Raw genomic sequence first — 23,143 nt, forward strand, 5'->3', positions numbered from 1 at the left:
TCGCGATCAGCCGACATTGCTCGATGCTCCCGATGCGAGGGCGGTGCGGGCGATCCCACGAATGCGGGCTATGTGACGTACTGCCCAATCGTATTCACTGCCGCCTGACGCAGCGGGTTGATCGCCAAGGTGCGCTTCCGCGATCTCGCGCAAAGCCTCCACCAGCTTTTCCGTTTCCCGAGCGATGAACTCGCTAACCGGCTCGCCAATCTCCATCCCCGCCGTCTCGTCGGAATGGGCGAGGCGGGCAAACTCAACAGCAGCCTCACCCACTTTCTTCCAGCGCTCCATGGTGTCGGCACAGGTGTGCGCCCGCATGTTCTCAGGAAGCTGATGCGGTTCGACGCCCAGCCATGCAGCGAGCATGACGCGCTCGATCGGCTCCCGCTCGCCCATTGCTCCGGTGTCGCTCATGCTGCGAACAGCCAGCTAAGCAGCGACCGAGGCTGACGGGTAGCCAGCCAGTTGCGGGTTGCCTGGTCAGCGCGCGCGAACAGTGCCCGGCGCCGATCGTCCCCATGAAGGTCCGAAAGACGCTCCGGCGCGTGCATAAGCTGCTTCTTGATCTCGGGTTGCATGTCTCTCGTCTTTTCCTCGGGTTGCGGTGACGGCGGGCAGCAAGGGAGTGAACCGCCCGCCCCGGCCTCGCTCGGTGTGAGCGGGCTTGTTCAGTAAGCCTTGCCGCCGTCCGCAAGCCGGTTCTCGATCTTGTGGTCGGCCCGGGTCGCGTTGAAGGCGCGCTTTTCAGCGATGGCGCCGCCAAGGTCCAAGCCGCGGTAGCCGGCCAGGTCGAAGATGCGGATGCAGGCGTCGGCGAGCTCGACTTCCAGCATCGAGCGATGCGGCAGCTTGTCGTCCTGCAGATTCTTCCGATGGCCTTCCATGCCCTCGGCGATCTCGCTGACGATCAGCATCAGCAGCTCACCGATGTTGCGGTCGCGCGGGAGACCTGTGGTGATGTCGGTGTACCAACCCGCCTCGACGTTGCCCTTGAAGACGTCGGTGCAGAGCTCGTTGATGGCGTCGATCTGTTCCTGCTTCATGCTCACTTCCCTTCGTGCTGGCTCAAGAGGTCGTCCGTGATGCGCTCGGCCCCGTCGTGCTGGTCGCCGTGGTCCTCTTCGGCGCGGCCGGTTTGGGGTTCGTCCTCGATCTGCGCTTCGATGGCGTCGAGACGGCTAGCGAGCTTGATCTCGTGAACCTCGGAAGGGCCGGTATCTTGGCCGATGGTCTTGAGGGTTTCGTCGCGTTCAAACTGGTCCTCTATGTCCGTGGACATTGGCAGGCGCTTGGACAGGCGGCGCATGACGGTCTTGCGGGCCATCTCCCCCCACCACTGCACCCAAGGGCCATTACCCTTAGCGCGGCTGACGTTGCGGACCTTCTCGATTTCGCTTTTGCGCATCACCTCGAGCAAGCGGCTACCGTCCTTCAGCACTGCGACGGCATATGCGGCGACAGCTTCGCCAGGCTCTTGATCGAGCGGTGCCGGCTCATGCTCGACGTTCTCGTCAAAGCCGAGGGTCCACTTGAACCGATCGTTGCTGTAGACGATCTGCGCTGAGACATACGCCACGTCACCCGACTGGCGGATCTTCTTCAGCACGCCGGCGATCATCGGCATGGCTTGGGCCTGTTTCCCGAACATCACGATCGCAGCTTCCCGCCCGTCGGGCAGCAATCCATCCTGTGCCAAGCGCACGATCGCGCCGAATAGGCTGTTGCGGTCGGCATTCTGCAGGTCAGGGTTGTTCTGAACCGCAGTCATGGCGACGCGGGTGAACTTCTCGACCGTAATGTGCGCCGGAAGGGCAGCTTTGAACGATGGCGCCATCGCGTTGAGGTTCTGGCGGATGACGGCGACGGGGCTGTTATCCCGGGTGGCTAGCTGGGTGGCCATTATGCGTTCCTCTCTTTGATGTCGAAGCGGCGGTAGCCCTTGCGGGCGTTGATCGTGGTGCCGACCATGGCGTCGGTGATGAGGGTCCCGCTCGAGCCCTTGGTCATGTTGCAGGACACCCGGAACGACGGCAGGAGCGCCGCGCCGGCGGTGCCCACCATCTCGATCAGGCGGGCTTTGGCGGTGGCTTCGTCAGCCTCAGCGGCGAACCGGCGCGCTCGAGCTTCGGTCCACTCCATGGCGGCTTGCTCGGCCTCGAGGTTGTCGCGCAGGTCCGCCAGCTCGTCAGTCGGCGTGCCCAGCACTTCGACCAGCGTGTCACCGTCGCGGCTGTAATCCGGCTTCGGCGCATTGCCGTCGCGAACCGACTGCCAGAAATCGGCAACGCGGCGCTGCACCTCGGCGTAAAGCTTCGGCCGGAAATCGTACTGGTGACGCTCGAGCGAGTTACCGCCCACCAGCACGATCACGTCACCCCAGCTCACGCCGTCCAGCCCCTGGTATGTCTGGTTCTGGATCAGGTAGTGCGTCGGCGGCTCGTCGCCCCACTTCTTGCGCTCGAGCCAATCGACCATCTTCACCTCAAGGATGCCGGGGCCGCGGTCGGGGCAGATCACGCGTCGATCAGGGTGCCCGCCAAGGCCGTTGCCGTTGGTGAGGTGCTTGACCTGTTCGCGGGCGGTGTAGCCCCAGCGCTCCTTCGCCATTTCGATGATGACGGGCTCGAGCTTGACGCCGCAGTAGATCCGCTCGTTCTCTGGCGTCCCATCAGGGCGCAGCGCGTTGAACTCGGGCACGCCGACGTCGCCGGTTTTGCGGTGCCAAAGCTCGAACTCGGTCAGCCAGGGGTTCACGCCGAACAGCGCGGACACCTCGCCGGCGCCGACGACAGAAGCGCGGAACTGGGCGTCGGTGAAAGATGCGGGCGCGTTCACAGCCCCTCCCCCTCAGCCGCACGCTCCTTGGCGTCGACATAAGCTCGGTCCTCAGCCGTCCACTCGTCGTCAGGCTTGGCGAAGATGCGGAACAGCCGGTTGTCCATGCTGACAGCGCGGCAGGAGAGCGGCGTGACGGAATCCCAGGGGTGGGCGAAGTCGTAGGTCATCAGAACCGCTCCATCAGCAGATCATCGCGGCGGCACTGGGCGCGCCATTCAGCGGCGTCGATCTTCTCGGCAGCCCAATCGGCCATGCACTCGGCCATCAGGTCGTCGTCGGTTTCGAAGCGCTCAGGCACGCGGATGGTCGGATCAGCAGGCGTGATGCTGATGATCTCGACCGCAGCTTCACAGCCGATATCTTCCAAGGTTTCCGGATAGGCGTTGTGGCGGCTGTAGAGCACGCGAACCGACGCCTCGACTTCGTTGCCGTCTGCATCTTCCCAGCAGAGTTCGGTGGTGAATGAACCTAGGCTCATGCTGCACCTGTCGCTTTGGCGATGGCGGCGCGGCAGATTTCGATACAGTTCGTTTCCTGCTCAGCGTTGCAGCGGGTGTTGCCGTCGAAGTGATCGACCGCCCACGTCAGCGCTTCCAGCAACTCCGCCTTTACGAGACGCTCGCGGTTCAACTCCTCACGAAGCAAAGCAAAGGCTTCCATGCTACGGCGGGCATCCTCGCTTTTCCTGCCTCCGGTGTGGTGCTCAACCGTGTGCTCGCCGAAAGTCTGGACCGCGAGGTTCTCAATGCGGTTGTCCGCTTTGTCCTCATTCAGGTGATGGACCAGCTCCCATGGCTCAAGCTTGCGGCCAAGGTGCCGCTCCATAACGACGCGATGTTCCCTGCGCGCGACCTTCCGGCCGTTTTCCTCAACGTAAAGCCAACGGTATCCGCGCTTGTCGGTCCACCCTCGCGAAGTGCCTGCATTCCACGGCTTTGTGCCTTTAGGCGTTCCCATGGATCGCCTCCATGATCTGGATAGCGTCTAGGTCGCCCTCGTCCGCCCGCTTCTGAATAAAAGCAGCCATCGTAGGCGCGGCGGCGATCAGCTGGGCGTTGGCTTCTGTCTCTTCTTCGCTGCGTTCGTCGGTCGGCCAAAGCATCTGCGCGATCGGCAGAAGCCCGCCCAGCTTGGAGGGCTTGTCGCAGTCCACCTGCGCGCTGAAAGGGTTCAGGACCCACGGCCCAGGGGTATGCTCACCCACGACCAATCTCCTCATTGAAATGCGCTTCCGCACGCGGGGCGGACGGACTTGAGCCAGTGGTGGCGAGGCGGGTGTTGGCCGCACGGATTTCGCTCACCATCGCGTAGATCGCAGTGACCAGCGCCACGGCGAACAGGATGTGCACCGGGTTCATGCCGCCCTCCGCATCATCACGGCTGCGCGGTCGGCGTCAGTCTGGTGCGCCGGGTAGATCCCGCGCTCGATCCAGACCTGTGCCGTTGCCTCAGCGCGCTCTTGGCTGTCGTTCCAGCTGGCGATCTTGCCGGTTGCTGCGGCATATCCGCCGACACCTTGGCCCCACGTCCGCACCGTCCAGTGCAGCCGGTCGCGCAGCCGCTTGTCGTCGTATTCGACCAGTGCGCGGCGCTTGGTGCCGGTCATGCGAGCTGCTCCACCTGAGCAATCGCCGCCTGCAACCGGTCCAGATCGGTCGTGTGCACATGGCCACCCGTCCAGCCGTCCGACCCCGGAACGCCAAGGTCGTCCAACACCGGTGTTAGGGCGTCGATCACATCCGAGTACGGGCTCCGGTGCTCGCTGAACCCGCGCCGCGACAGGATCGCCAGCACGTCGTCAATCGCGGCGACGTAGCCCTTGTCGTGCTCGCTCTCAGCGGTACCGCCGAGCGCGTCGATCTCGCGGTACAGGGTGACCCCGTCGAAGCGCTCAGCTCGCATCACAACCTCCGGGGAGGTTGGCGAGGGCTGCAAGATCGGCAGATTCCAAAGCCTCTACAGCGTCGGAAGTCAGGCCTTCGATCTTGCCCGCGTTGACTAGCACCGCGATCCGGTGGAGGATCTGTTCCGCACGCGACGGTGCAGCGTAAAGCGGCGTTACCGTGCGCCGTTCGTTGGGCTCGGGGATGTAGGCCGGCTTTCGCAGCAACACCGGATCGGCGTGTTTTTGCTCTACCCAGTAGCCAAAAGGACCCTCCCCCTGCCCCTCGGCGGTTGCCGCCTTGGTTGGGGTGTAGGCGAGTTCATGTTTGGCCAGCTCGTAGCCAAGAAACGCCGCCGAAAGGAAACGCTTGGTCGGCTTCAGGTTTGAACCCTGAATGACCTGCGCAAGACGCTCCATGGTTGATGCTTCAGGCCGCGTCACAAGTGCCTCCACCATGCCTTCCGGCAGCCCCTCAGGCTTGGTTGGGGTGGTGGCTGCGTCGAACCCAGCGAGCCAATTCAGCCAACGAAGATTCTCACGGTCTGGGTCGCATGGGTTGCTGTCGCGGTATTCGCTAGCCCGAGCAGCGCGCACGCCGTCCTTGTAAGCCCATGTGGTCGGGTCGCCCTGAAACCCCTCAGGCTTCGTCGCCATGCCTTCGGTCACTTCCCGCGCTCCACAAGAAGGGCGTCCGCAGCCTTGTAAGAGTCGGACGCCAGCAGCTCCCAATTAGGATCGCCCACGCCATCCAGTGTGGCGCACATGCCTCCAAGCGCCTGACCCGCGAACCAGTCGCGCAGGGTCATGCCATAACCGGGCTCGCAACCAGTGAAATCGCCGCTCGGGTAAGCTGTCGGGTTCTCAGGCTTCGTCGCCATGCCTTCGGTCATGCGCGCACCTGAGGAACCGACAGGCGCTCCGACAACGCGCCGAACGTGTGCGGCAAGCGGCTCAGAGCATAGACAAGATGCTCGCCGGTAAACGGGTTGAGGTCGGCATTGTCCTTGTCGCCCCAGCCGAAGCCGCCAACATGCGGGTCAGCATCAACGCCGGTTTCACGAAGAAACGCAGCGAGCGCGCAACCGCAATTGTCCATGTAGTTGTAGCCGCGTTCGGCAGGCTGCTCAGCGACCCACGCCGCGAACTGCCGCTCCAATCCCTGCTGCTCTGCCACATCGGCCTCCGTCATCGAGCCGGCCTTGCGGGCGGGCTGAGGTGATGGAGGTGGTATGTAGGGTACGCCCTACGCTGTCAATCCACAATCGTAGGGCCCGCCCTACTTTATTCGGGCCACTCTTCGTCCGGATACCAATCATGCTCCGGGTCCACTGTCTCGACGGGTGGTTGCTTTGGCTTAAGCACCGGCAACACCGGCTCCTCACCATCGAACGCAACGCGGATGACGGCACCGTAGGGCTCGGGCTGCTGGTAGATGGCGCGCACTTCCTCGCCCCGCGCCATGATGCCGCTGATGAGCACCGCACGCTCGGAGGCGAGGTAGCCGATCTGGATGCCGCGGCAGCTAAACACCGCGATTGCGTGTTCGTCAGCGGGGTTCTTGGGCTCAGGTACGAGCTGGACCGGCTCGCATGGCTGGCAGATTTGCAGCTCGAAACGGCGCCCCGGGCCGCGCTTGTTGGGGTAGTCGGCGCCTACGACAGAGAGGCTAAGGGCGGGACGGGGCACTTAGAAATGCGCACTGATGTACCACCGCTCTACTTCGCCTTCCCGCAGCGTAGGCTTTGCTCGGACGGCTAGCGGTGTTTGTCCTGCGAAGGCAGTCGCGTAGGCGTTGTTCGGAACCTGAATTGCTGGGTCGGTGATCTCAGCTGAGTATCTAGTCTCCGGGTCGCTTTCAGTCGCGATACGGCAAGTCCGAGTATCCCAATTCATCTCGAAGAACCGGACGGTGATGGCTACTTCGTCGCCGATCTCGATAGGCTCGTCAGCGTCGATTACATCCCGCATCGCCTTGTCTACAACGAGGGCTTCGCCATCCGCGCGAGAGCCACGAATGGTCATGGTCTGAGCGGTCACGCCGACCGGTTTCACAGCTTTACGAACGGCGGGCTTCAGGCTGTCCGCCATCTTGTCCACGGTGTCCAGCAGGCGCGTGATGATAGCATCATCCCTATGACCCGCCTGCTTGAGCGCCTGCTCTGCAATGGCGCGGAGATGCTTCATTTCCTCTTTTCGCCTAGCGAACCGCGTGATTACGTACGTTACCAGACTCGCGGTTAATGCACTAGCCGTCCCCGCCATGAAGTCGCTCTGATCGACCCAAGCGAGAGCCGCATGCAGCGTTAAGCAGTTTGCTTCAGGTGGGCCGACTACGACCTTCAGGGGGCGCGCATCCGAATGAAGGACGAGCTTCTCCGTTATGGCGAACGTGGCGGCGACCCCGATGATCCTGCCCAGGCCTTTAAGGGAGTCTCCAAGAGCATCGATTTCGATCGAGTGGTTAGCGGCATCGAGGCCATCGTAACGGATGATGATCTCGTCGTGCTGAGCCAGCGCAGTACTCACAGATCCCTCGCAAACCGGATAACTCGGCCCCAGATCACGACCTCGCTGGCGTCAACCTCGTAGGGCTCCACCATCTTGTTGTCCGAGATCACCAGCACCCGGCGGCCACCCGCTACCGGCCGCAGTCGCTTGATAGCTGCACCACCATTGATTGAGGCGGCGTAAATGCGATCGGCGTGAAGTAGCTGGTTCTGCGTCGTGTCGATCCAGACCAGATCGTTCGGCACGAGCGTCGGAAACATGCTGTCCCCTGCCCCGGCCGCTAGGCGCAGACGGTGCGGCGGCGTGCGGGTGAAGCTGCGGACATAGCCGAGGTCGAATTTCAGCGGCTCGCTCTCGATGAAGTCGTCGACAGTCGCGCCAGGTCCCATGGGTAGGGACAGGTCTAGGCGGGTGATTTCGACTGTTTCGCCACCATCAACCGACAGCGTAGGCGTGCTGTCGGAGGAGACTTCTCGACGCTCGGAGATAGGCATCCGCACGGCAGGCTGATCATCTCTCGGATGCACTAGATTGACGAGCTCGTCCGGCTCGAAGCCAAGCACCTGCTCTATCGCTCGAAGGATGCGTGGGCTTGGCCGCTTCACCTTGCCCCGTTCAATATCCCAAAGAGGTTTACCGGTAGTCTCAAGCGCCTTCCGTAGCTGGCTATCGTAATGATCCCGCGTGCGATCTGATGCCGCGATCCGAGCAGCAACTGCCCTCTGCAACGGAGTACGGTCGTCGTTCGCCATGTGGGCCGTTTCCCACACTGGCGGCTCCACGATAAGACTAGGGTTCGCCCTACTGTTCTCGCTTGACCGTAGGGGGCGCCCTACGTACATTGCGGAGCCATGGATGACATGCAGCCCCTCGCGAAGGCGATCGAAGCCTTCCTAGCTCGCCATTCCGTGTCGGCAGTTCGCTTCGGCCGCGAAGCCATGAACGACCCCCACTTCGTGCGCGACATCCGCGCAGGTCGCCGGGTCTGGCCCGAGACCGAAACAAGGGTCCGTTCCTTCATGGCTTCGTACGAGCCGCAGCAGGCTGCGGCATGAGCCTTCAGCATGACGACACGCGCCGACCGAGCGTGAGTGTCCCCCTACCGCTGGTGTGGGTCGGTGGTATTTCGACGGCGCTTGCCCCCGGATTCCTGCTTCTCCTGGCCGTCACGGACCCAATCGGCGAATACAAGCGCGACCACCAGAGCAAGGCTTCCAACTCCGGCGACCGCTGCGGCAGCGATGAAAGGCCCGCCCTCCTTCGGCCAAGCCAAGACAAAGGCCGCGCCAAGCCCCAAGCAACAGAAGATCGCGAAGCAGCCCACGAGCAGCGGCCACGCGCTGGCATAGAAAGCCGGCCACTTTCGGTCGCTTTTGTACGCCAAAGTGGCAAGTGGCCCGAGAATAGCGGCGAGCAATCCGAGGATGGCAATCCCGACCTGCACACAGGGCTCCTTCGCACCGGGTCGTTGCTCAGCATAGCCGAACCAACTCCGGAGTCGAGCCTCGCCGCCGGATGGCTACCCGCGTGACCCCCGACCTCCTGCGCGCCACCTTCCTGGTGGGCCTGCTCCTGGCCCTTGCCCTTTTCGCGACCGCCGCCCGCATCGCCCACCAGCTCAGCGCTGACTTGCGGGCCGCTGAGCGCCTGCCCCGTGAGCGCGGTGATGATGTTCCCTCTTTCCATATCTCGGAGCAGTAACGATGTCAGGTACGGCAATCCCCCTGCTGCACCGCAGCGTATCCGGTTCAAAGCTGGTCGAGACGCTGGGTGAAAGCCTTTCCGCGATCAAAGCCGAAGACGGCCTAACCGACGCCGAGCTGGGCAAGTACCTCCACAAGGGCGTCGACGCAGGCAAGGCGTACCGCACCGGCTATGCCGAGATGCCGGTCACGTCCTTTCTGCGCGGCTGTGAGCGTTGGAACGGACGCTTCGCCAATGACGCGCTGTCGCTGATCGGCATGAAGCTGGTGCCGCTCCACACCGCGGAGGTGTCGGACCAGTCGCTGCAAACGCGGCTGTCCAAGCTGATGTTCGAAGTCTCGGTCGCGCTGGAAGACGGCAACATTGATGACCTGGAGATCGCCCGCATGAAGCGGACGCTGATCGAGGCTGGCGAGGCGATCGATTGCTTCCGGGGTAAGGCGGCATGACCAGCGCAACACCCCTTCGGGCATCGGTGCAACCGCCAAGCGCCTATGTCGAGATCGGCCTGCGCCGCTTCACCTTCCACCGCGTGCGTGAGCCGATGAGGCTGCCGCACTTTACTGTGGAGGCGCGGGCATGAAGACCCCCTCCAAGACCTGCGCCATGTGCGGCACCACCTTCTTCCGGAAGAAGAAGATCACTCACAAGCGCTGGGAGGAAACCCGCACCTGCGGGCGAGCTTGTGGCACGAGGCTCACTGCCCGCGACCCGGCATGGCGGCAGCGCGTCGGCGAGGGGCGCAAGGCGTATTTCGCCGCGAACCCTGAAGCGAAGGCGGCGCTGGTAGTTCGAGCCAACGCGCAGCTGGCCAGTTTCAGGCACCTTGCTGATCGCGCGAAGGCGGGGCGCACCAAGTCGCAGATGGCGCTTGGTTGGTGCCCGCCCGAGTGGCTGGACCAGTACAAGAAGTGGCGCCGAGACTACGGGGCGACGACTGCCCGGGAGATGGTCGAAGGCGAGATCGCTGACGCTGAGAAGCGCCGTCTTGCCGCGCTCACCCCGCTTCAGCGCCGAACGGAGGAGCAGATCAAGCGGGTGCAGGCCGGCGCTGGGCTGATCACCGTGCCGGTGATGCGCCGCGCCGAACATGACTTCTCGCTCACCGGCAACGCGCTGGTGGCAATGTGATGCTCTCCCGCATCCTCCGCTCGCTGCGCCTGCGCCGCCGCCGCGCCAGCACACACCTCACCCCGAAATACGAGGCCAGGCGGATTGCCGAGCTTCGGGCCGCGCGCGAGCGCTTCCAGCAAGGACAGACCGCATGAGCGAAGTGATTGCCGCAGACCAGTTGCGCCTCCTGATCGAGAGAATTGAGCGTCTGTCTGAGGAGCGCCAAGGCATCGCGGATGACATCAAGGATGTCTACGCCGAAGCCAAGTCCGTCGGATTTGACGTGAAGACGATCCGTAAGATCGTCGCGCGCCGGAAGGTCGAGGCTCACCACGCCAAGGAAGCCGACACGTTGTTCGCCACCTATGCGGCCGCTCTCGGCATGCAGCTGGCTTTCGACATCTGATGATCCAGCTGCCCTGGCCTTCGTCGGAGCTTTCCGGGCACCAGTCCGGACGGTGGCGCCATAAGGCTCCCATCGTCGCGAAGCATCGCGCGTGGGCCAAGGCTGCGGCAATGGCGGCAGGTGCATCGGAATTCCGAGGGGCGGGCGACATCCGCGTCATCGTCACATTCTACCCGCCGAACCGCCGCGGCGATCGGGTCAACTTCCCCAATCGGATGAAGCCGTACTTCGACGGCATCGCGGACGCGCTGAAGGTCAACGATAGCCGCTTCCTGCCGTCATATCACTTCGCTGAGCCTGTGGCTGGCGGCAAGGTTGTGGTGGTGATCGGGTGAGCGGAGCTTGGTCCTTCAAACGCCATTGGGGCGAAGGCTTCCCAACTGACGGCTGTCTGGCCGAGAGCTTCGTTTCCGGGCTCCGCGCAGGCGTGTCGCGCAAGCGCGAGATCCCTGGCTGGACCGAAACGCCGTTCGGGATGGCTGAAGGCTTCGTCTACTTCATCGGCATTGGCTCGCCCTACGTGACGCACGTGAAGATCGGCTTCACCGCCGGCGATCCTGCTGCTCGTCTCGCCAGCCTCCAGACCGGCTGCCCGTTCAAGATGGAAATGCTGGGCTTCGTGTTCGGCACCAAGAGCCAAGAGGCAGAACTGCATCACGTATTCAGCGACAGCCGCTGCATGGGCGAGTGGTTCGAGTTCGAGCCGTTCGTAGAAACGAACGTGCGACACATCTTGGAAGGGCGGGACGTCGCATGAGCATCCGCCTGATGACCGCGGCCTGGAGCCTCAAGCTGTCGTCCACTGACAAGCTGGTGCTGCTCGCGCTGGCCGACTGGTCAAACGATGACGGCCTTTGCTGGCCTTCCATGGCGCAGCTGGCCGACAAGAGCGGCCTGACCGATCGCGCGATCCGCACCAGCGTCGGACGGCTCGTTCTGGCTGGGCATCTGACCCGCAACGAGGTTGCTGGGAAAGGGGTTCGATACACCGTTCACCCCGGAACGTCGTGCCCCCCGGAAGCACGTTCCCCCCGGAAGTCTTTTCCCCCGGAACCTGCTTCCCCCCGGAACGAAACGACCGAAACCCCGGAACGACGTTCCGCCAATACGTCAGTAACCACCAATACCTCTCAGAAGACTACGTCTTCTTCGAGGGCGGGCGCGAGCGATGCGGGCCGATACCACCGCCTCCCTGAAGGCTGGACCCCCACGAAAGCACTGCCCGAGGCACTGGCAGCCAAGGTCACCAAGTGGCCGCCGGGCAAACTCCAAGACGAGCTGGAAGCGATGCGCGGCTGGGCCGCCAACGCGAAGAACGAGAACGGCAAGGGCAAAAAGCTGTGTTGGGACACCGCATGGCACGGATGGCTGAGAAGGGCGGACGATGACTGGAGAGCGAAACCTGCAAACCGGAACGGCGCAAATTGCAACGGTCTCGGCCGCACAGCATCTGCCGCGATTTCTGTCTTCGGTGAACCCGAACGCCAAGCACCTCGACCGCCGCCTGCGGAGCTACGGCGAATTGGCGTTGGCTGAGGCTGAGGCAAAGCTGGCGCCGGCGAGCACCGCGGACTTCCGCACGCAGCTGACGGCCTGCCTGACGCTGGTTGCACCCACGGGCATGACGCCTGAGGATCGCACAGAATGGCTGCGCGCTGCCTGGGGCGCGCTGAAGGACATCCCGCCTGATTTGCTCGAGGCTGGCTGCGAGCTGGCTCGCGAGACGTGCGACCATCCGTCGAAGATCGTGCCGGCCATCATCAAGGCCACCGATCAGGTCTGGCGCAAGCGGAAGGGTGATCGCGCTCGGGTGCTGGCAACGCTGGCGCTGCCGGCTGAGGAGCCGGTCACCGTGGATCCGGACGAGCTTTGCACCCCCGAGCAGGCCGCGGCGATCATCGCCGAGCTCGGGCTGAAGATGGATGACGCCCCTGCCCGTCAGCGTGCCCACAAGGGACCGCCGACAGCGCCAACCCGGGAATGGTACATCGCGCGCGGCGTCGATCCCGCTGACATCCCCAACAGCGCGCCCGTCGAGCAGGCCGCATGAGCGAGCCTTACACCGCCGCCATGATCACCACCGTGCTTCGCGGCAGCACCGACGATCGTCTTGGCCAGGTCCGCCCCACCGACTTCCACCGCTGGCCCACCCGCAAGATCGTCCCAAGGCCCCTCATCGAAGAACTGATCCGCAACGAACGCGCGAGGAGAGTGGGATGCTGAAACAGATCGGACGAGCAGGACAAGCGTTCTGGGCCACGCTCACGGACAAGCTGTTTCTCAACCTGCCCGACAGCTACCGGGATATGGCGGCATGCGATCTGGACGACCGCTCGCTGGTGCAGTGGGTCCGGTGGGCATTGGCGAACAGTGCCAAGTTCTACGAGAAGGACGCGGCAGAGCGCGGTCGCAACACCGCTGAGATCATCACCCAGCACGGTGTCGTCGCTCTGGCCCTCCTGACGCTGAAGATGGGCGCAACGCAGGCGACGTTCGATGTTGAGGGCATCACGTACCGCAGCGAGGAGCAGGGAGATTGGCGCGTCACCATCGAGCGCACCAACCCGCCCCATGTTGCCACCCCCTCCCGCACCGTCAACCTGGAGCAAGTGAGATGAGCGCACTCGCAATCGTGGAAACCGCGCCGGTGCCGGCGTTCGACAGTTGGATTGAACAGGGCCGCACCCTTGCCGCCCAGCGCCGCGAACTGGATTGGCAGATCGGCGACTGGCTCGCTGAAGGCCAGGAGAAGTTCGGGGACCAGCTTGAACTCGGCCTGCTGTCCGAACGCCTGGGCATTGACCCCAAGCGGCTGAAGCAGGCGGAGAAGGTCGCGACGGCGTTTCCCGAGCACATGCGGGCTGAGGGCGTGCCATTCGAGGTTCACGCCTACATCGCAGCACTGCCGGCCGATCGGCGCCTTCCGGTGCTGAAGCAGGCCAGCGACGAACATTGGGGCGAGCGCGAGGTCAAACGCGTGGTCACCCAGCATCGCCAACTCACCGCGGCCTTCATCGATGACGACCCCGAGCGCCTCGCAACCGAGATGTTCCGTTGTTGGAACCGCATGCCCGTCGATGTGCGGGAATATGCCTGGGAGCTTCTGGAGCGAGCCAAGCGCGCCGGGTTCGCAGCGATCAATGAGGATGACGTGGGGGACCAGAACGATGCTTAAGCCATACTCCACCAAGCGCCCCCGCCCCGTGCCGCCTGAGTTCGAGCAGAACTTCATCGCCGGCGGTTGGGCTCGCGTGAACCAGATGTACGGGAAGAACCCGGCGCTGCGGTACTTTCGGGTGTCGGGGCCTGAGCGGCTGAGCCTGATGCGTAAGGCCCATGTTCGGCGAAAGGGCAAGTGATGGCAGGAGGTCGGCCAACGAAGTACGATCCTGCCTATTGCGAGCAGGTTGTCGAGCACATGCAGGAGGGGGCAAGCCTGACTTCGTTCGCTGCGTCGATCGATGTTTCGCGTGCCACTATCAACGTCTGGATGAACGAGCACCCAGAGTTTTTAGAAGCCGCCAACGCGGGGAAGGCGAAATGCGCCGCTTGGTGGGAGAAGGTCGGGCGCAATATTGCTCTTGGCGGCGGTGGGCCTGGCGCTTCTACGCTTGCCGTGTTCGGCATGAAGAACATGGGCAAGGACGACTGGAGCGACAGCACACAGGTTGACCACCGTAGCAGTGACGGCAGCATGACGCCCAAGGCTCCAGTATACAACATCACAGACACGTGACACAGGAAGTAATCGACATCTTCCCGGTATACCGGGACTATCTGCAACCCGCGCGCTTCAAGGTAGCATATGGCGGGCGCGGCAGTGCAAAGACGCGCACCTTCTGCACCATCCTGACCAGCAACGTGCTGTACTTCGGTTGGCGGGTGGTCTGCTTTCGCGAGATCATGGAGAGCATCGCGGACAGCGTGTACCAGGAGTTCGTCGCTGAGATCGAGCGGCGCGGGCTGGAGGACCATTTCGAGATCCTGAAGACCGAGATCCGCTGCCTCACCTCGGGCGGCTGCATCCGCTTCTCAGGCATCAAGGCGAGCGCGACCCGGCTCAACACGCAAAAGCTCAAGGGTTTCTCAGATTTCGATGCGGCGTGGCTGGAGGAGGCCAACCCGGTCACCGCGGAAAGCTGGAACGCGCTGATCCCGACGATGCGCAAGAGCGGGTCCGAAATCTGGGTGTCATTCAACCCGGAGAACCCGTTGGAGGAGACATACCGGCGCTTCGTGGCTGATCCCATGTATCCGCCAGAGCGCGACGGCCGGGTCTATTGCGTCTCCAAGAAGATCAACTTCACCGACAACCCCCGCTTCCCTCGGGAGCTCGCCGACGACGCTGAGTTGATGCAGTTGGTGGACCCCGAGCTGTATCGCCACGTATATCTTGGCGAGCCGGTTGCGGACAACGCGCTGTCGATCATCAAGCCGGCGTGGTTCGAAGCGTCGATCGATGCGCACCTCAAGATACCGGATTTCCCGACGGGCGGCGGCAAGATCGGCGGCATGGACGTGTCGGGCGGTGTTGAGGGCGACGTCGCGGCGCCCAAGGCGAACGATCCGAACGCGCTGGCCTGGCGCTATGGGTGCGTGCTGATGGGATTGGACGAGTGGCAGGACGAGAACCCGAACAAGGCCGCGGCGCATGCCCACCCGATCGTCGTTCGCGAAGGTCTGGACACACTCAACATTGATGACATCGGCGTCGGCGCTTCCGTGCCTGGCGAGTTCCGCCGGCTGCATGCGGAGAAGCCAGGCTTGCGGCAGGTGTCCTACCAGGGCTGGACGGCGTCAGAAGGGCCATCCAACCCAGACCGCGAGTACCAGCCCGGGAAAACCCATGGCGACATGTTCCTGAACCTCAAGGCGCAGGGCTGGGGCATGCTTGGCGATCGCTTCCGCAACACATGGCAGGCGCGCAATGGCCTGCCGCATGATGCCGACAAACTGATCTCTATACCCTCCGGCCTGCCACTGCGGCAGAAGCTGCAAGGCGAGCTTACATCGCCACGACGCGAGAGCTTGAACGGGCGCATGAAGGTCGAGGGTAAGAAGTCCCTGAAGAAGCGGGGCATCCCGTCGCACAACATTGCCGACGCGGTCGTGATGGCTTTCGCGGACGAGAAGCGGAAGGGGTACGATATGGGGGCGCTGCTCTGACGGCGGCAACTCAGCACACTGGCTCGCCACCTGCAAACGGCCGAGGCTGAACGTCGGCGCGAGATGCCTGCTCCCCCACGGCGACCGAAAAATTATGCTCTAGGGATTCAACCTAGTTGCTCTCCGGGCGGATACATTACACAACGATGACGTTGGTCGATCTAGAGCGGGAGAACCGCCAGCGAATCAACAGGTTGCTTGTAACAAAGGCGCGTGGAGAGGTTGTATGGCGACAGGATCGCTTCAGCAGGGCAATGAGCCCGTGTACGGCGGCAAAGCACTCCGCGGTGTGCTCATCGGATCGGCGTTAGCTGTACCATTTTGGGTCGTTTCAGGCGCGCTCCTCCTGAAAGCCCTGGTTCAGTAGCGGGATTCTCCCAGCGGCCGGCTAACATGGAGCAGTAGCGACTCAGCCTCAATTGCGTTATGCGATCGCAAAAGGGGTTAACGAGATGCTAACGCTTCTTACGATAGCGGGCGCCATCTGGGCGCTCTCTTCGACAATTCTGCTGCTGGCGGGTCTCCTGTGCGTGGTTTCGCCAGCATTTCGAGCTCACATCATGCCGGTCGATTCTCCCGCTCCTCGCGAACAGCATGCGGGGATCAGCCTGGTTGTGAATAACACCAGCGCGAAGGCCTCTGCTCGCCTGAAGCTCGTCGCCGCCTAAACACCCTGACGGCGGCAAACCCGCCTCGCTGCGCCTGCCACCCACGTCATCATGGCGTGGATCACCGACAGCCTGCGTTCCGCCATCGGCTCAGCAGTCCGCCTGAACCCGTTCGCGCGGTTCGCCGCCAGCACATCGGCGCCCGCCGTCTTCAATCACCAGCTCGCCCTTGCCGCGTACATGTCGAGCGGCATGATGAAGAAGGTGATCAGCATCCCCGCGGCCGATCGCACGCAGAAGTGGCGCGATTGGCAGGCACCCAAAGATGTCATTGCCCAGATCGAGCGCGAGGAAAAGCGGCTCGGGCTGCGTGCTAAGGTCAAGCAGGCTGAGGTCCTGCGCGGCGTCGGCGGCGGCGCCATCCTCATCATCACTGCAGGAAGCCACGAACAGCCCCTGACGCCGGCGCAGATCGCACAGGGCGGCATCATCGCGCTCAACGTCGTGTCGCGCTGGGAAATCCAAGGCCGCGATTGGGTGCGCAATCTGGCCGACCCGCTGAACGGCCAGCCTCTCATGTTCGAGATCCAGGCGGAAACGGGCACGCAGAAGATCCACCCGTCGCGGGTCATCTGCTTCCGCGGTGAGCCCCTGCCCGCTGGCTCGGCTGCTGGTGACGAAGAGAAGTTCTGGGGTGACAGCCGGCTCCTGCGCGTGTTCTGCGAGGTGCAGCGCTCCGACGAGACGCAGGCGTGGTTCTCGCAGCTAGTGAAGAAGGCCAAGCTGCTGCGGATCGGCATCCCGAACCTCACCGACTTCACCGCCACCAGCGAGGGCCAGCAGAAGCTCGCAAGCCGTGTCGCCCTGATCGCTGAGGGCGAGAGCACGCTGAACGCCACCGTGTTCGCCGCTGCATCAGGCGCCGAGAGCCCCGGCGAGACCATCACCGACTACCAGATCACCTGGAACGGCATCCCAGCTGTCATGGACGCCTTCAACCAGCAGGTTGCGGCGGTGAGCGACATCCCGTTTACGCGCCTCATGGGCCGGTCGCCTGCAGGCATGAACGCCACCGGCGAGCACGATAACGACAACTGGAACGACGCCGTCTCGATGGGCAGGAGAACGAGGTTCGCCCCTGCCTGGAGGCGCTGGACCCGTTCCTGCTGCGCTCCGCTGGCGTTGCCAAGCCCGATGCCGTGACATGGCGCTGGGCTCCTCTCTGGACGCCCACCGAGCAGCAGGAAGCCGACACGTTCGACAAGACCATGGACGCGGTGGTCAAACTCCAGAACACCGGCGCCATTCCCGACCGTGCGTTCGCCGAGGGTGTACAGAACCTCATGGAGGAGCGGGAGTACATTCCGGGGCTCGGTGCTGCGCTGGCGAAGCTTCCTGAGAGCGAGCGCTTCGGCCTCTCCGGTGGCGACGACGACGGCACCGATCCAAGCGAGCTGACCCAATCCGGCAACGGAGAGGAAGGAGGTGATCCCCGTCTCGAAGGTGGCGCGGGTGGTGTTGGAAGCACCCCCGCCCGCCGGGCTGCGAATGACAAGGCGGGTGAGAAATGAGCCGCGCACGTCGCCTCCTGAATGCCGCCCTCTTGCCGCTTGGCATCTGCGTAGGGCGCATCCTTCGCGCTGAGAACATGGTCGGAGGGCAATGGGTCAGCGCGCCTCCCCCGACTGGCTGGCGCGCGTATCGGGTGCTGCCGCTGCGGAAGCGCTAATGCGCTACGACCTCGCCACCCTAGCCCGCCGCGCCCGCAATCCCCGGCGCAAGGCGATCGTCATCCGCGACATCGTGCCCCCTGCAGTCCTCAGTACCGACCTCTACCGCGCGGCCTACCTCCCCGTCGTCACCGCCTGGGAACGCCACGCAGCCGGCATCGCAGAGGAATACGCCCGCACCCTGTCCGGCATGACGACCGACTCCGCCGAAGACCTGCAAGCCCGCCTCGATGCCGCAAGCTCCGAGCTGGAGCGGCTGTTTATCCTGCTGGACAGCGCATTGCGTGACTGGACGGTTCGGACTGAAGCTTGGCAGCGGGACAAGTGGCGGGGCGCGGTGCTCAGCGCGACGGGTGTGGACCTGGGCACGATGCTGGGGCCTGAGGACGTGCGGGAAACGCTCGCCAGCTACCTCGCCTGGAACAGCGACCTGGTCCGCGACGTGTCCGCCCAGACCCGGAAGCGCATCTCCCACGCCGTGTTCTCCGGGCTCCAGAACCGCACGCCCGCGCGGGAAGTGGCGAAGTCGATCCGTGAGGCAACCGGGCTGGCGCGGGATCGATCGCAGCGCATTGCGTCCGACCAGCTGAGCAAGGTGTCGTCTGCGCTGGCCGACGAGCGCCGACGGCAGGCGGGGATCAGCTATTGGAAGTGGCGGCATTCCGGCAAGCTTCACCCGCGTGTGCGGCACCAGGACCGCGACGGCGACATCTACGCCGACACCGCTGCTGGTGCTGGTGGAGAAGTCGACGGCAAGACGGTGTTGGCGCCGCCCGAGGCTAATGACCTCCCCGGACGGCAGCCTTACTGCGGGTGCCGCTCGCAGAGCGTGCTGGTGCTGGATGACTAGCCGATGTTAAGCTCAAGAAACGTCAGCAGAAGATCGCGCCATTTCGCCTCGTCAACAGAACCGGAAAAACTTCCGTGCGGTCGGGCATCTTTCGAGGAGAACCGATCTGCAAACTAATATGGCCGTACTTGGTGACGTTGATACGCAGCACGCCAGTGCGGATTTCCCGTCCCGGGTTCTCGATATAAGTAACGAAGTCATCCAATGCTGGCGTGGTCCTCGCCTCTGACGAGCCTCGTTCGAAGTACATTCCCCGCTTCTCTAGGTCCGAGTTGAGGGCTTCGATGGCTGAATCCAGAGCGGCTGACGAGCTAACCCAATCGACTGCGGCACTCGCTGCATTCTCGGCTTGCACGCGCAGTTCTTCAGCAATGCGCTCCTCCGCCGCCTTCTTCTTCGCATCCGCCTCGTCAATTTTTGCGAAGATAGCGCTCAACCGCTCATCCGGCATTTCAAGCCTCCTCTCTTCTCCACACTGACGGCGGCAACACCCCTTCACAAGCCCCGATACTCCGGGGAGCATGCTATTCGAGGACCGACTTACACTTGATGCCCCGCGCCGCACGCAGGACGGCTATCTCGCCGTGCGAGCAAAGGCGGCCAGGGTGGGGCATTACGAATATACCGGCCGCGACGTGGACCCCGAGAACAAGCACGGGTTCCGCGACCAGGCTATCGTGAAGGTTGCCCGCGAGGCCGATCAGGTCTTCGACAAGGCGTCGGCGCACAGTTTCATCGGCAAGCCGATCACCAACGACCATCCCAGCGTTCCGGTCACTTCCGCCAATTGGAAGGACCACGCGAGCGGCACCATCATGGGGGCCAAGTGGGAAGAGGGCGGCTACCTCTCGTTCGACCTCATGCTGACCGACGCCGGAGCAATCTCGGCAGTCGAGGGCGGCAAGCGCGAACTCAGCAACGGCTATTCCTGCGATCTGGTGCGCGGTGACTTCGTGTCCGCCGACGGCACCGCCTGCCCGTTCAAGCAAACCAACATCCGCGGCAATCATGTCGCCTTGGTCGACCGGGGCCGTGCTGGCCCTGAGTGCGCGATCCGTGACGCTGCCGTCTGCGCGTCTGCCCCTCCACAGATTTTCGACAGCCTCACTACGCAGGAGAAGCCCGTGAAGACCATGCTCATCGACGGGCTCACCGTCGACATTTCCAACGCGGACACCGCGCAGGCGACGATCGCCACGATCCTTGCCGCGCGCGATGCTGCAAATACCAAGGCTGCGGGCCTGGAGACGCAGGTTTCCACCCTCACTGCCGAAGGCGCGACCAAGGACGCCAAGATCACCACGCTTGAGCAGCAGGTCGCAGACGCCAAGCCGACCCCGCAGCAGCTGCGCGACGCTGGCAAGGCGCTGATAATCGCCGTCGACAAGGCGAAGGCGCTGGGCGTCACTGTCTCCGACGAGATGGACGAGGCCGCCATCATGAAGGCGACTGTCGACAAGCAGATGGGTGACGCGGCCAAGGATTGGACGGCCGACCAGATCGCCGCTTCCTTTGCCGTGCTGACCAAGGACGCCAAGCCGGCCCAGCAGCAGGTGCAGCCGATCGGCACGCCGCGCACCATCGGTGACGCAGCAACCGCAGTCAGCGCCGCGCGCACCGCGTGGCTCGCAGACAAGCAGGGCGCCTACCGCGCCACTGCGAACTAAGGGAGACTGAACAGTGGCGGTTCTTCAGAGCACCTTCGCCGAGGACATCCCTGTCGGTTACCCCGGCATGGAAGCTGACGGCGAGCTTTCCAACATTCTCACGCGCGTGCTGGAGTCCGGCACGGTCGGCTTCGGCAAGGCGGTCTACCAGGGCACCAATGACCGCGGGGCAGTGACCACGCCGTCGGCGAACCTCCTGGGCTTCACGATCGCCAACAAAACGCTGCCGGTCACGGCAGACCGCGCCGCCGACACCTACGCGGCCAAGGACAGCCTGCGGGTCAAAAACCGCGGCAAGATCTGGGTGCTCGCCGGTGCCGCAGTAGCTGACCGCGATCCGGTCTTTGTGACCGCAGCCGGTGCCATCACCAACGTCTCGACCGGCAACACCGCCGCGACGGGCTGGGAATTTGACGACACGGCGGCGAGCGGCGCCCCGGTCCGCATCGTGCGCCGCTGAGGGGGACTGACATGACCAAGCCTATGTTCTTTGACTCGATCCCGGCAGCGGTCGCCTATCTGGAGGCCAACCCTACGGTGTCGGGCGTTCACCTGGGCGATGCCTCTTGGGCCGATGCCATCCGCGGCGTTGACCTGAATGACGCACAGCAGACGATGGCATTCCTGGCGCCGCAGCTGCTCCGCGTCGAGGCGGGCACCTACATGGTGAAGTACCCGCTGGCGGACTATGCCGAGTTCATGCCGGTCGACACGGCAGGCTCGATCTGGTCGGCGGGCTCACTGTACTATTCGGGTGACATCGCCGGTAAGCCGGAATGGTTCGACGTGGCTGCGGACGACATGCCGTATGCGGACGTCAACCGTACCCAGTTCCTCCAGGAAAACCACATGGCCGGCATCGGCTACAAGTTCAATCGCATGGACTTGGAGCGCGGCCAGCAGCTGGGCGTCAACGTGGTCGCGGAGAAGGCGAACGCCTCGACCGAGACCGCCGAGCGCTTCATCCACAAGACCGCCATGCGCGGCGATGGCCTGAAGTTCACCACGGGCTTCGTCAACGACCCGCTGGCGACCACCGTTACCGCGGCAAGCTCGCTGACCTCGGGCACCCCCGACCAAGCTGTGGCGGTCGTCAACGACGCCCTGACTTCGGTCGAAGTGAACACCGGCGAGACCTACCGCGCGAACACGCTGGCACTGCCGACGTCTTCGTACAACTCGCTGGCCTCGCGCCGCATGACCGACACCGGCATGTCGGTGCTGGAGTACATTCGCCAGAACGCGGTGGTCGAGAACCTGATCATCAAGCGCTCGCGCCATCTGGAGACGGCGGGCGCCGGCGCCACCAAGCGACTCGCGGCCTATGACAACCGTCCCGAGGTGCACCGCTTCCACCTTCCCGGCGGCGGCCACCAGCTGTTCGCCGCCTGGCAGAAGGGCCCGTTCTCGTGGGAGGTGCCCGGCATCATGTCGATCGGCGGCTACGAGAACCGCATTCCGAAGGCCAAGACCTTCGTGGACGGAGTGTAAGCCATGAAGACCTACACCAACTACGCCCCCGGCACGCGCGGCATCACCGTCAACTCGGATAATGGTCCGTACATCCACTATCTGGATCCGGGCCAGAGCGTGAAGCTCGATCCCAAGGACGTGATCGCCGCCTCAGACCTTGGTGAGAAGCCCACGCAGGTCAGCAGCGAAGAAGCCGATCGCGTCGCTGCTCTTGAGGCGGAGAATGCCGAGCTGAAGCAGCAGGTTGAGGGTCAGGCCGACCAAATCACGAAGCTGACGGCAGACCTCGAAAAGGTGACCAAGCCCGCCAAGTAATCCCCGCGCCAAACTCCCGGCGAACCTGGGCCGCCTCAGCAATGGGGCGGCCTTCTTGTGTCGGGTTGCAGGGCCTCCCCACACCCCCCGGCGACATCGAGAAGGCCCTGCCGACGTGACGTGGAGAGAAGCCCTAGCTGCGTCTGCACAGCCTCGTAGGTGTGCATAGTTAATTATTGATGACGCGTGACGATCGCTGGCTGCGTTTAGACCGTTGCGACCTTTCGGCGTGGCCGTCGACGCATGGCTGCACCCGACACACCGAAGCCCATCATCATCATTGCCCAAGTCGTGGGTTCGGGAACTGCCGTCGAGAAAGTGACGGGAATGCTGAAGCCATCGCCTGCGTAGTCGTACGAGAATGTGGCGGGTCCGGAAGCTAGAAAGGTCGGAATCGCGCTGCTGTCCCAAGCTGAAGCGGTGCCATAATCAAGCAAGAATCCGTAGCTCTCTCTGCTGCCGGCTGGCACGAAAGCGTTGAAAACGTCAGTCGCTCCTTCGGAGTTGCCCTCTTTTGCGTCGCCCACCACCAGCGTGAATTCGCTATTCCTCTTCAAGCCTCCAGATACAAACTTCAACGTTCCTGGGAAGTACAAAGACACGGTGCCGCTGGTGTACTCAGTGGTGTCCACTGCAGGCGTGTTCGGATCGTAGGTGATGAGGCCTGAAACATCCCGACCGTTCGCCGAGCCTGTGAACTTGATCACAGCAGCCTCAGCTGCGGCAGAAACAATCATCGACAGGCCGGCCGCAGCGGCAAGTAATCCACGCTTCATCATCTTCTCCCCTGATTCGCTGTAGAAGCGAACCTGCGCTTCGTCGTAGATATTAAGCAAGTCTCAACATGTGACGGCGGCAACCTAGCCGCTGCCCTATCCTC

Annotated in this window: 43 protein-coding genes and 1 pseudogene; 24 read left to right on the plus strand and 20 right to left on the minus strand. The window is 63.5% G+C overall.

The features are described from left to right. Nucleotides 1-6: 6 nt before the first annotated feature. The 17 genes from FHT02_RS02515 to FHT02_RS02595 form a co-directional block, all read right to left on the minus strand. Complete coding sequence (locus FHT02_RS02515) at nucleotides 7-414, minus strand: hypothetical protein (protein ID WP_184083864.1); 408 nt, start codon at nucleotides 412-414, stop codon at nucleotides 7-9. Between the two features lie 254 nt (nucleotides 415-668). Then, the gene (locus FHT02_RS02520; protein ID WP_184083866.1) at nucleotides 669-1,043 is read right to left on the minus strand and encodes a nucleoside triphosphate pyrophosphohydrolase family protein; all 375 of its coding nucleotides are present in this window, start codon (nucleotides 1,041-1,043) and stop codon (nucleotides 669-671) included. Between the two features lie 2 nt (nucleotides 1,044-1,045). Then, the gene (locus tag FHT02_RS02525) at nucleotides 1,046-1,900 is read right to left on the minus strand and encodes a recombinase RecT (protein WP_184083868.1); all 855 of its coding nucleotides are present in this window, start codon (nucleotides 1,898-1,900) and stop codon (nucleotides 1,046-1,048) included. Beyond that, complete coding sequence (locus FHT02_RS02530) at nucleotides 1,900-2,835, minus strand: YqaJ viral recombinase family protein (RefSeq protein ID WP_184083870.1); 936 nt, start codon at nucleotides 2,833-2,835, stop codon at nucleotides 1,900-1,902. The genes FHT02_RS02525 and FHT02_RS02530 overlap by 1 nt, the downstream gene beginning before the upstream one ends. Beyond that, complete coding sequence (locus FHT02_RS02535; RefSeq protein ID WP_184083872.1) at nucleotides 2,832-3,005, minus strand: hypothetical protein; 174 nt, start codon at nucleotides 3,003-3,005, stop codon at nucleotides 2,832-2,834. The genes FHT02_RS02530 and FHT02_RS02535 overlap by 4 nt, the downstream gene beginning before the upstream one ends. After that, nucleotides 3,005-3,316, minus strand: a complete 312-nt coding sequence (locus FHT02_RS02540; protein WP_184083874.1) for a hypothetical protein — start codon at nucleotides 3,314-3,316, stop codon at nucleotides 3,005-3,007. The genes FHT02_RS02535 and FHT02_RS02540 overlap by 1 nt, the downstream gene beginning before the upstream one ends. Then, a complete protein-coding gene (locus FHT02_RS02545) occupies nucleotides 3,313-3,795 on the minus strand; it encodes an HNH endonuclease (RefSeq protein WP_184083876.1) in 483 nt (160 codons plus the stop codon). The genes FHT02_RS02540 and FHT02_RS02545 overlap by 4 nt, the downstream gene beginning before the upstream one ends. Continuing rightward, a complete protein-coding gene (locus tag FHT02_RS02550) occupies nucleotides 3,782-4,042 on the minus strand; it encodes a hypothetical protein (protein WP_184083878.1) in 261 nt (86 codons plus the stop codon). The genes FHT02_RS02545 and FHT02_RS02550 overlap by 14 nt, the downstream gene beginning before the upstream one ends. Further along, nucleotides 4,035-4,196 (minus strand): hypothetical protein, encoded by a 162-nt coding sequence (locus tag FHT02_RS02555; protein ID WP_184083880.1) that lies wholly within the window; start codon nucleotides 4,194-4,196, stop codon nucleotides 4,035-4,037. Before FHT02_RS02555 ends, FHT02_RS02550 begins: the two co-directional genes overlap by 8 nt. Continuing rightward, the gene (locus tag FHT02_RS02560; RefSeq protein ID WP_184083882.1) at nucleotides 4,193-4,444 is read right to left on the minus strand and encodes a hypothetical protein; all 252 of its coding nucleotides are present in this window, start codon (nucleotides 4,442-4,444) and stop codon (nucleotides 4,193-4,195) included. Before FHT02_RS02560 ends, FHT02_RS02555 begins: the two co-directional genes overlap by 4 nt. Further along, nucleotides 4,441-4,740, minus strand: coding sequence for a hypothetical protein (locus FHT02_RS02565; RefSeq protein WP_184083884.1), 300 nt, complete (start codon nucleotides 4,738-4,740; stop codon nucleotides 4,441-4,443). Before FHT02_RS02565 ends, FHT02_RS02560 begins: the two co-directional genes overlap by 4 nt. After that, entirely contained in the window at nucleotides 4,730-5,389 is a 660-nt protein-coding gene (locus FHT02_RS02570) for a hypothetical protein (protein ID WP_184083886.1), read from the minus strand. The genes FHT02_RS02565 and FHT02_RS02570 overlap by 11 nt, the downstream gene beginning before the upstream one ends. Beyond that, nucleotides 5,386-5,613, minus strand: coding sequence for a hypothetical protein (locus FHT02_RS02575; protein WP_184083888.1), 228 nt, complete (start codon nucleotides 5,611-5,613; stop codon nucleotides 5,386-5,388). Before FHT02_RS02575 ends, FHT02_RS02570 begins: the two co-directional genes overlap by 4 nt. Continuing rightward, entirely contained in the window at nucleotides 5,610-5,912 is a 303-nt protein-coding gene (locus tag FHT02_RS02580) for a hypothetical protein (RefSeq protein WP_184083890.1), read from the minus strand. The genes FHT02_RS02575 and FHT02_RS02580 overlap by 4 nt, the downstream gene beginning before the upstream one ends. A gap of 92 nt (nucleotides 5,913-6,004) precedes the next feature. Further along, nucleotides 6,005-6,409 (minus strand): HIRAN domain-containing protein, encoded by a 405-nt coding sequence (locus tag FHT02_RS02585; protein WP_184083891.1) that lies wholly within the window; start codon nucleotides 6,407-6,409, stop codon nucleotides 6,005-6,007. Next, the gene (locus tag FHT02_RS02590) at nucleotides 6,410-7,249 is read right to left on the minus strand and encodes a DUF7946 domain-containing protein (protein WP_184083893.1); all 840 of its coding nucleotides are present in this window, start codon (nucleotides 7,247-7,249) and stop codon (nucleotides 6,410-6,412) included. Continuing rightward, the gene (locus tag FHT02_RS02595; protein ID WP_184083895.1) at nucleotides 7,246-7,983 is read right to left on the minus strand and encodes a S24 family peptidase; all 738 of its coding nucleotides are present in this window, start codon (nucleotides 7,981-7,983) and stop codon (nucleotides 7,246-7,248) included. Before FHT02_RS02595 ends, FHT02_RS02590 begins: the two co-directional genes overlap by 4 nt. A 99-nt stretch (nucleotides 7,984-8,082) precedes the next feature. On the opposite strand from FHT02_RS02595, the gene FHT02_RS02600 reads away from it, so the two are divergent. Beyond that, the gene (locus FHT02_RS02600) at nucleotides 8,083-8,286 is read left to right on the plus strand and encodes a hypothetical protein (RefSeq protein ID WP_246352134.1); all 204 of its coding nucleotides are present in this window, start codon (nucleotides 8,083-8,085) and stop codon (nucleotides 8,284-8,286) included. Between the two features lie 44 nt (nucleotides 8,287-8,330). Here FHT02_RS02600 and FHT02_RS02605 read toward each other — a convergent pair whose 3' ends face one another. Further along, nucleotides 8,331-8,675, minus strand: a complete 345-nt coding sequence (locus tag FHT02_RS02605) for a hypothetical protein (RefSeq protein ID WP_184083897.1) — start codon at nucleotides 8,673-8,675, stop codon at nucleotides 8,331-8,333. A 71-nt stretch (nucleotides 8,676-8,746) separates the two neighbouring features. Here FHT02_RS02605 and FHT02_RS02610 point away from each other — a divergent pair, with 71 nt between their 5' ends. The 19 genes and pseudogenes from FHT02_RS02610 (at nucleotide 8,747) to FHT02_RS02700 (ending at nucleotide 18,808) form a co-directional block, all read left to right on the plus strand. Then, complete coding sequence (locus FHT02_RS02610; protein WP_184083899.1) at nucleotides 8,747-8,932, plus strand: hypothetical protein; 186 nt, start codon at nucleotides 8,747-8,749, stop codon at nucleotides 8,930-8,932. A 2-nt stretch (nucleotides 8,933-8,934) separates the two neighbouring features. Further along, nucleotides 8,935-9,384 (plus strand): hypothetical protein, encoded by a 450-nt coding sequence (locus FHT02_RS02615; protein WP_184083901.1) that lies wholly within the window; start codon nucleotides 8,935-8,937, stop codon nucleotides 9,382-9,384. Continuing rightward, the gene (locus FHT02_RS02620; RefSeq protein ID WP_184083903.1) at nucleotides 9,381-9,518 is read left to right on the plus strand and encodes a hypothetical protein; all 138 of its coding nucleotides are present in this window, start codon (nucleotides 9,381-9,383) and stop codon (nucleotides 9,516-9,518) included. The genes FHT02_RS02615 and FHT02_RS02620 overlap by 4 nt, the downstream gene beginning before the upstream one ends. Beyond that, nucleotides 9,515-10,066 carry a DUF2256 domain-containing protein gene (locus FHT02_RS02625; RefSeq protein WP_184083904.1) on the plus strand — a complete coding sequence of 184 codons (552 nt, stop codon included), beginning with the start codon at nucleotides 9,515-9,517 and terminating at the stop codon, nucleotides 10,064-10,066. The genes FHT02_RS02620 and FHT02_RS02625 overlap by 4 nt, the downstream gene beginning before the upstream one ends. Continuing rightward, nucleotides 10,066-10,203 (plus strand): hypothetical protein, encoded by a 138-nt coding sequence (locus FHT02_RS02630; RefSeq protein ID WP_184083906.1) that lies wholly within the window; start codon nucleotides 10,066-10,068, stop codon nucleotides 10,201-10,203. The genes FHT02_RS02625 and FHT02_RS02630 overlap by 1 nt, the downstream gene beginning before the upstream one ends. Next, nucleotides 10,200-10,454 (plus strand): DUF2312 domain-containing protein, encoded by a 255-nt coding sequence (locus FHT02_RS02635; protein WP_184083908.1) that lies wholly within the window; start codon nucleotides 10,200-10,202, stop codon nucleotides 10,452-10,454. Before FHT02_RS02630 ends, FHT02_RS02635 begins: the two co-directional genes overlap by 4 nt. Then, on the plus strand, nucleotides 10,454-10,789 hold the full coding sequence (locus FHT02_RS02640) for a hypothetical protein (protein ID WP_184083910.1): 336 nt from the start codon (nucleotides 10,454-10,456) through the stop codon (nucleotides 10,787-10,789). Before FHT02_RS02635 ends, FHT02_RS02640 begins: the two co-directional genes overlap by 1 nt. A 92-nt stretch (nucleotides 10,790-10,881) precedes the next feature. Next, a complete protein-coding gene (locus FHT02_RS02645) occupies nucleotides 10,882-11,211 on the plus strand; it encodes a GIY-YIG nuclease family protein (protein ID WP_184083912.1) in 330 nt (109 codons plus the stop codon). Further along, nucleotides 11,208-11,990, plus strand: coding sequence for a helix-turn-helix domain-containing protein (locus FHT02_RS02650; RefSeq protein ID WP_184083914.1), 783 nt, complete (start codon nucleotides 11,208-11,210; stop codon nucleotides 11,988-11,990). The genes FHT02_RS02645 and FHT02_RS02650 overlap by 4 nt, the downstream gene beginning before the upstream one ends. Further along, on the plus strand, nucleotides 11,983-12,504 hold the full coding sequence (locus tag FHT02_RS02655) for a hypothetical protein (protein ID WP_184083916.1): 522 nt from the start codon (nucleotides 11,983-11,985) through the stop codon (nucleotides 12,502-12,504). The genes FHT02_RS02650 and FHT02_RS02655 overlap by 8 nt, the downstream gene beginning before the upstream one ends. Further along, nucleotides 12,501-12,677, plus strand: coding sequence for a hypothetical protein (locus tag FHT02_RS02660; protein WP_184083918.1), 177 nt, complete (start codon nucleotides 12,501-12,503; stop codon nucleotides 12,675-12,677). The genes FHT02_RS02655 and FHT02_RS02660 overlap by 4 nt, the downstream gene beginning before the upstream one ends. Continuing rightward, the gene (locus FHT02_RS02665) at nucleotides 12,671-13,072 is read left to right on the plus strand and encodes a hypothetical protein (RefSeq protein WP_184083920.1); all 402 of its coding nucleotides are present in this window, start codon (nucleotides 12,671-12,673) and stop codon (nucleotides 13,070-13,072) included. Before FHT02_RS02660 ends, FHT02_RS02665 begins: the two co-directional genes overlap by 7 nt. Beyond that, complete coding sequence (locus tag FHT02_RS02670; RefSeq protein ID WP_184083922.1) at nucleotides 13,069-13,629, plus strand: hypothetical protein; 561 nt, start codon at nucleotides 13,069-13,071, stop codon at nucleotides 13,627-13,629. Before FHT02_RS02665 ends, FHT02_RS02670 begins: the two co-directional genes overlap by 4 nt. Beyond that, nucleotides 13,622-13,813: a hypothetical protein gene (locus FHT02_RS02675; protein ID WP_184083924.1), complete on the plus strand. Its 192-nt coding sequence runs from the start codon at nucleotides 13,622-13,624 to the stop codon at nucleotides 13,811-13,813. The genes FHT02_RS02670 and FHT02_RS02675 overlap by 8 nt, the downstream gene beginning before the upstream one ends. A gap of 59 nt (nucleotides 13,814-13,872) precedes the next feature. After that, complete coding sequence (locus FHT02_RS02680; protein ID WP_184083926.1) at nucleotides 13,873-14,190, plus strand: hypothetical protein; 318 nt, start codon at nucleotides 13,873-13,875, stop codon at nucleotides 14,188-14,190. Next, nucleotides 14,187-15,620 carry a PBSX family phage terminase large subunit gene (locus tag FHT02_RS02685; protein ID WP_184083928.1) on the plus strand — a complete coding sequence of 478 codons (1,434 nt, stop codon included), beginning with the start codon at nucleotides 14,187-14,189 and terminating at the stop codon, nucleotides 15,618-15,620. Before FHT02_RS02680 ends, FHT02_RS02685 begins: the two co-directional genes overlap by 4 nt. 419 nt (nucleotides 15,621-16,039) lie before the next feature. After that, nucleotides 16,040-16,288, plus strand: a complete 249-nt coding sequence (locus FHT02_RS02690) for a hypothetical protein (RefSeq protein WP_184083930.1) — start codon at nucleotides 16,040-16,042, stop codon at nucleotides 16,286-16,288. Between the two features lie 195 nt (nucleotides 16,289-16,483). Next, nucleotides 16,484-17,799 (plus strand): annotated as a pseudogene (locus tag FHT02_RS02695) (phage portal protein). Between the two features lie 91 nt (nucleotides 17,800-17,890). Next, the gene (locus FHT02_RS02700) at nucleotides 17,891-18,808 is read left to right on the plus strand and encodes a phage minor head protein (RefSeq protein ID WP_246352135.1); all 918 of its coding nucleotides are present in this window, start codon (nucleotides 17,891-17,893) and stop codon (nucleotides 18,806-18,808) included. A gap of 22 nt (nucleotides 18,809-18,830) precedes the next feature. Here FHT02_RS02700 and FHT02_RS02705 read toward each other — a convergent pair whose 3' ends face one another. Continuing rightward, nucleotides 18,831-19,259, minus strand: coding sequence for a hypothetical protein (locus tag FHT02_RS02705; RefSeq protein ID WP_184083932.1), 429 nt, complete (start codon nucleotides 19,257-19,259; stop codon nucleotides 18,831-18,833). 70 nt (nucleotides 19,260-19,329) lie between these two features. Here FHT02_RS02705 and FHT02_RS02710 point away from each other — a divergent pair, with 70 nt between their 5' ends. The 4 genes from FHT02_RS02710 to FHT02_RS02725 are packed head-to-tail and all read left to right on the plus strand — an operon-like array spanning nucleotide 19,330 to nucleotide 22,263. Beyond that, nucleotides 19,330-20,475 (plus strand): DUF2213 domain-containing protein, encoded by a 1,146-nt coding sequence (locus FHT02_RS02710; protein WP_184083934.1) that lies wholly within the window; start codon nucleotides 19,330-19,332, stop codon nucleotides 20,473-20,475. Nucleotides 20,476-20,488: 13 nt separating this feature from the next. After that, on the plus strand, nucleotides 20,489-20,935 hold the full coding sequence (locus FHT02_RS02715; protein ID WP_184083936.1) for a structural cement protein Gp24: 447 nt from the start codon (nucleotides 20,489-20,491) through the stop codon (nucleotides 20,933-20,935). 11 nt (nucleotides 20,936-20,946) lie between these two features. Further along, nucleotides 20,947-21,966 carry a major capsid family protein gene (locus tag FHT02_RS02720; RefSeq protein ID WP_184083938.1) on the plus strand — a complete coding sequence of 340 codons (1,020 nt, stop codon included), beginning with the start codon at nucleotides 20,947-20,949 and terminating at the stop codon, nucleotides 21,964-21,966. Between the two features lie 3 nt (nucleotides 21,967-21,969). Further along, nucleotides 21,970-22,263 (plus strand): YceH family protein, encoded by a 294-nt coding sequence (locus FHT02_RS02725; RefSeq protein WP_184083940.1) that lies wholly within the window; start codon nucleotides 21,970-21,972, stop codon nucleotides 22,261-22,263. A 206-nt stretch (nucleotides 22,264-22,469) separates the two neighbouring features. Here the strand turns inward: FHT02_RS02725 and FHT02_RS02730 are convergent, their stop codons facing one another. Continuing rightward, nucleotides 22,470-23,099 (minus strand): PEPxxWA-CTERM sorting domain-containing protein, encoded by a 630-nt coding sequence (locus FHT02_RS02730; protein ID WP_246352136.1) that lies wholly within the window; start codon nucleotides 23,097-23,099, stop codon nucleotides 22,470-22,472. Nucleotides 23,100-23,143: the final 44 nt, after the last annotated feature.

This window comes from Sphingomonas xinjiangensis, assembly GCF_014199255.1.
Taxonomy (GTDB): domain Bacteria; phylum Pseudomonadota; class Alphaproteobacteria; order Sphingomonadales; family Sphingomonadaceae; genus Sphingomonas; species Sphingomonas xinjiangensis.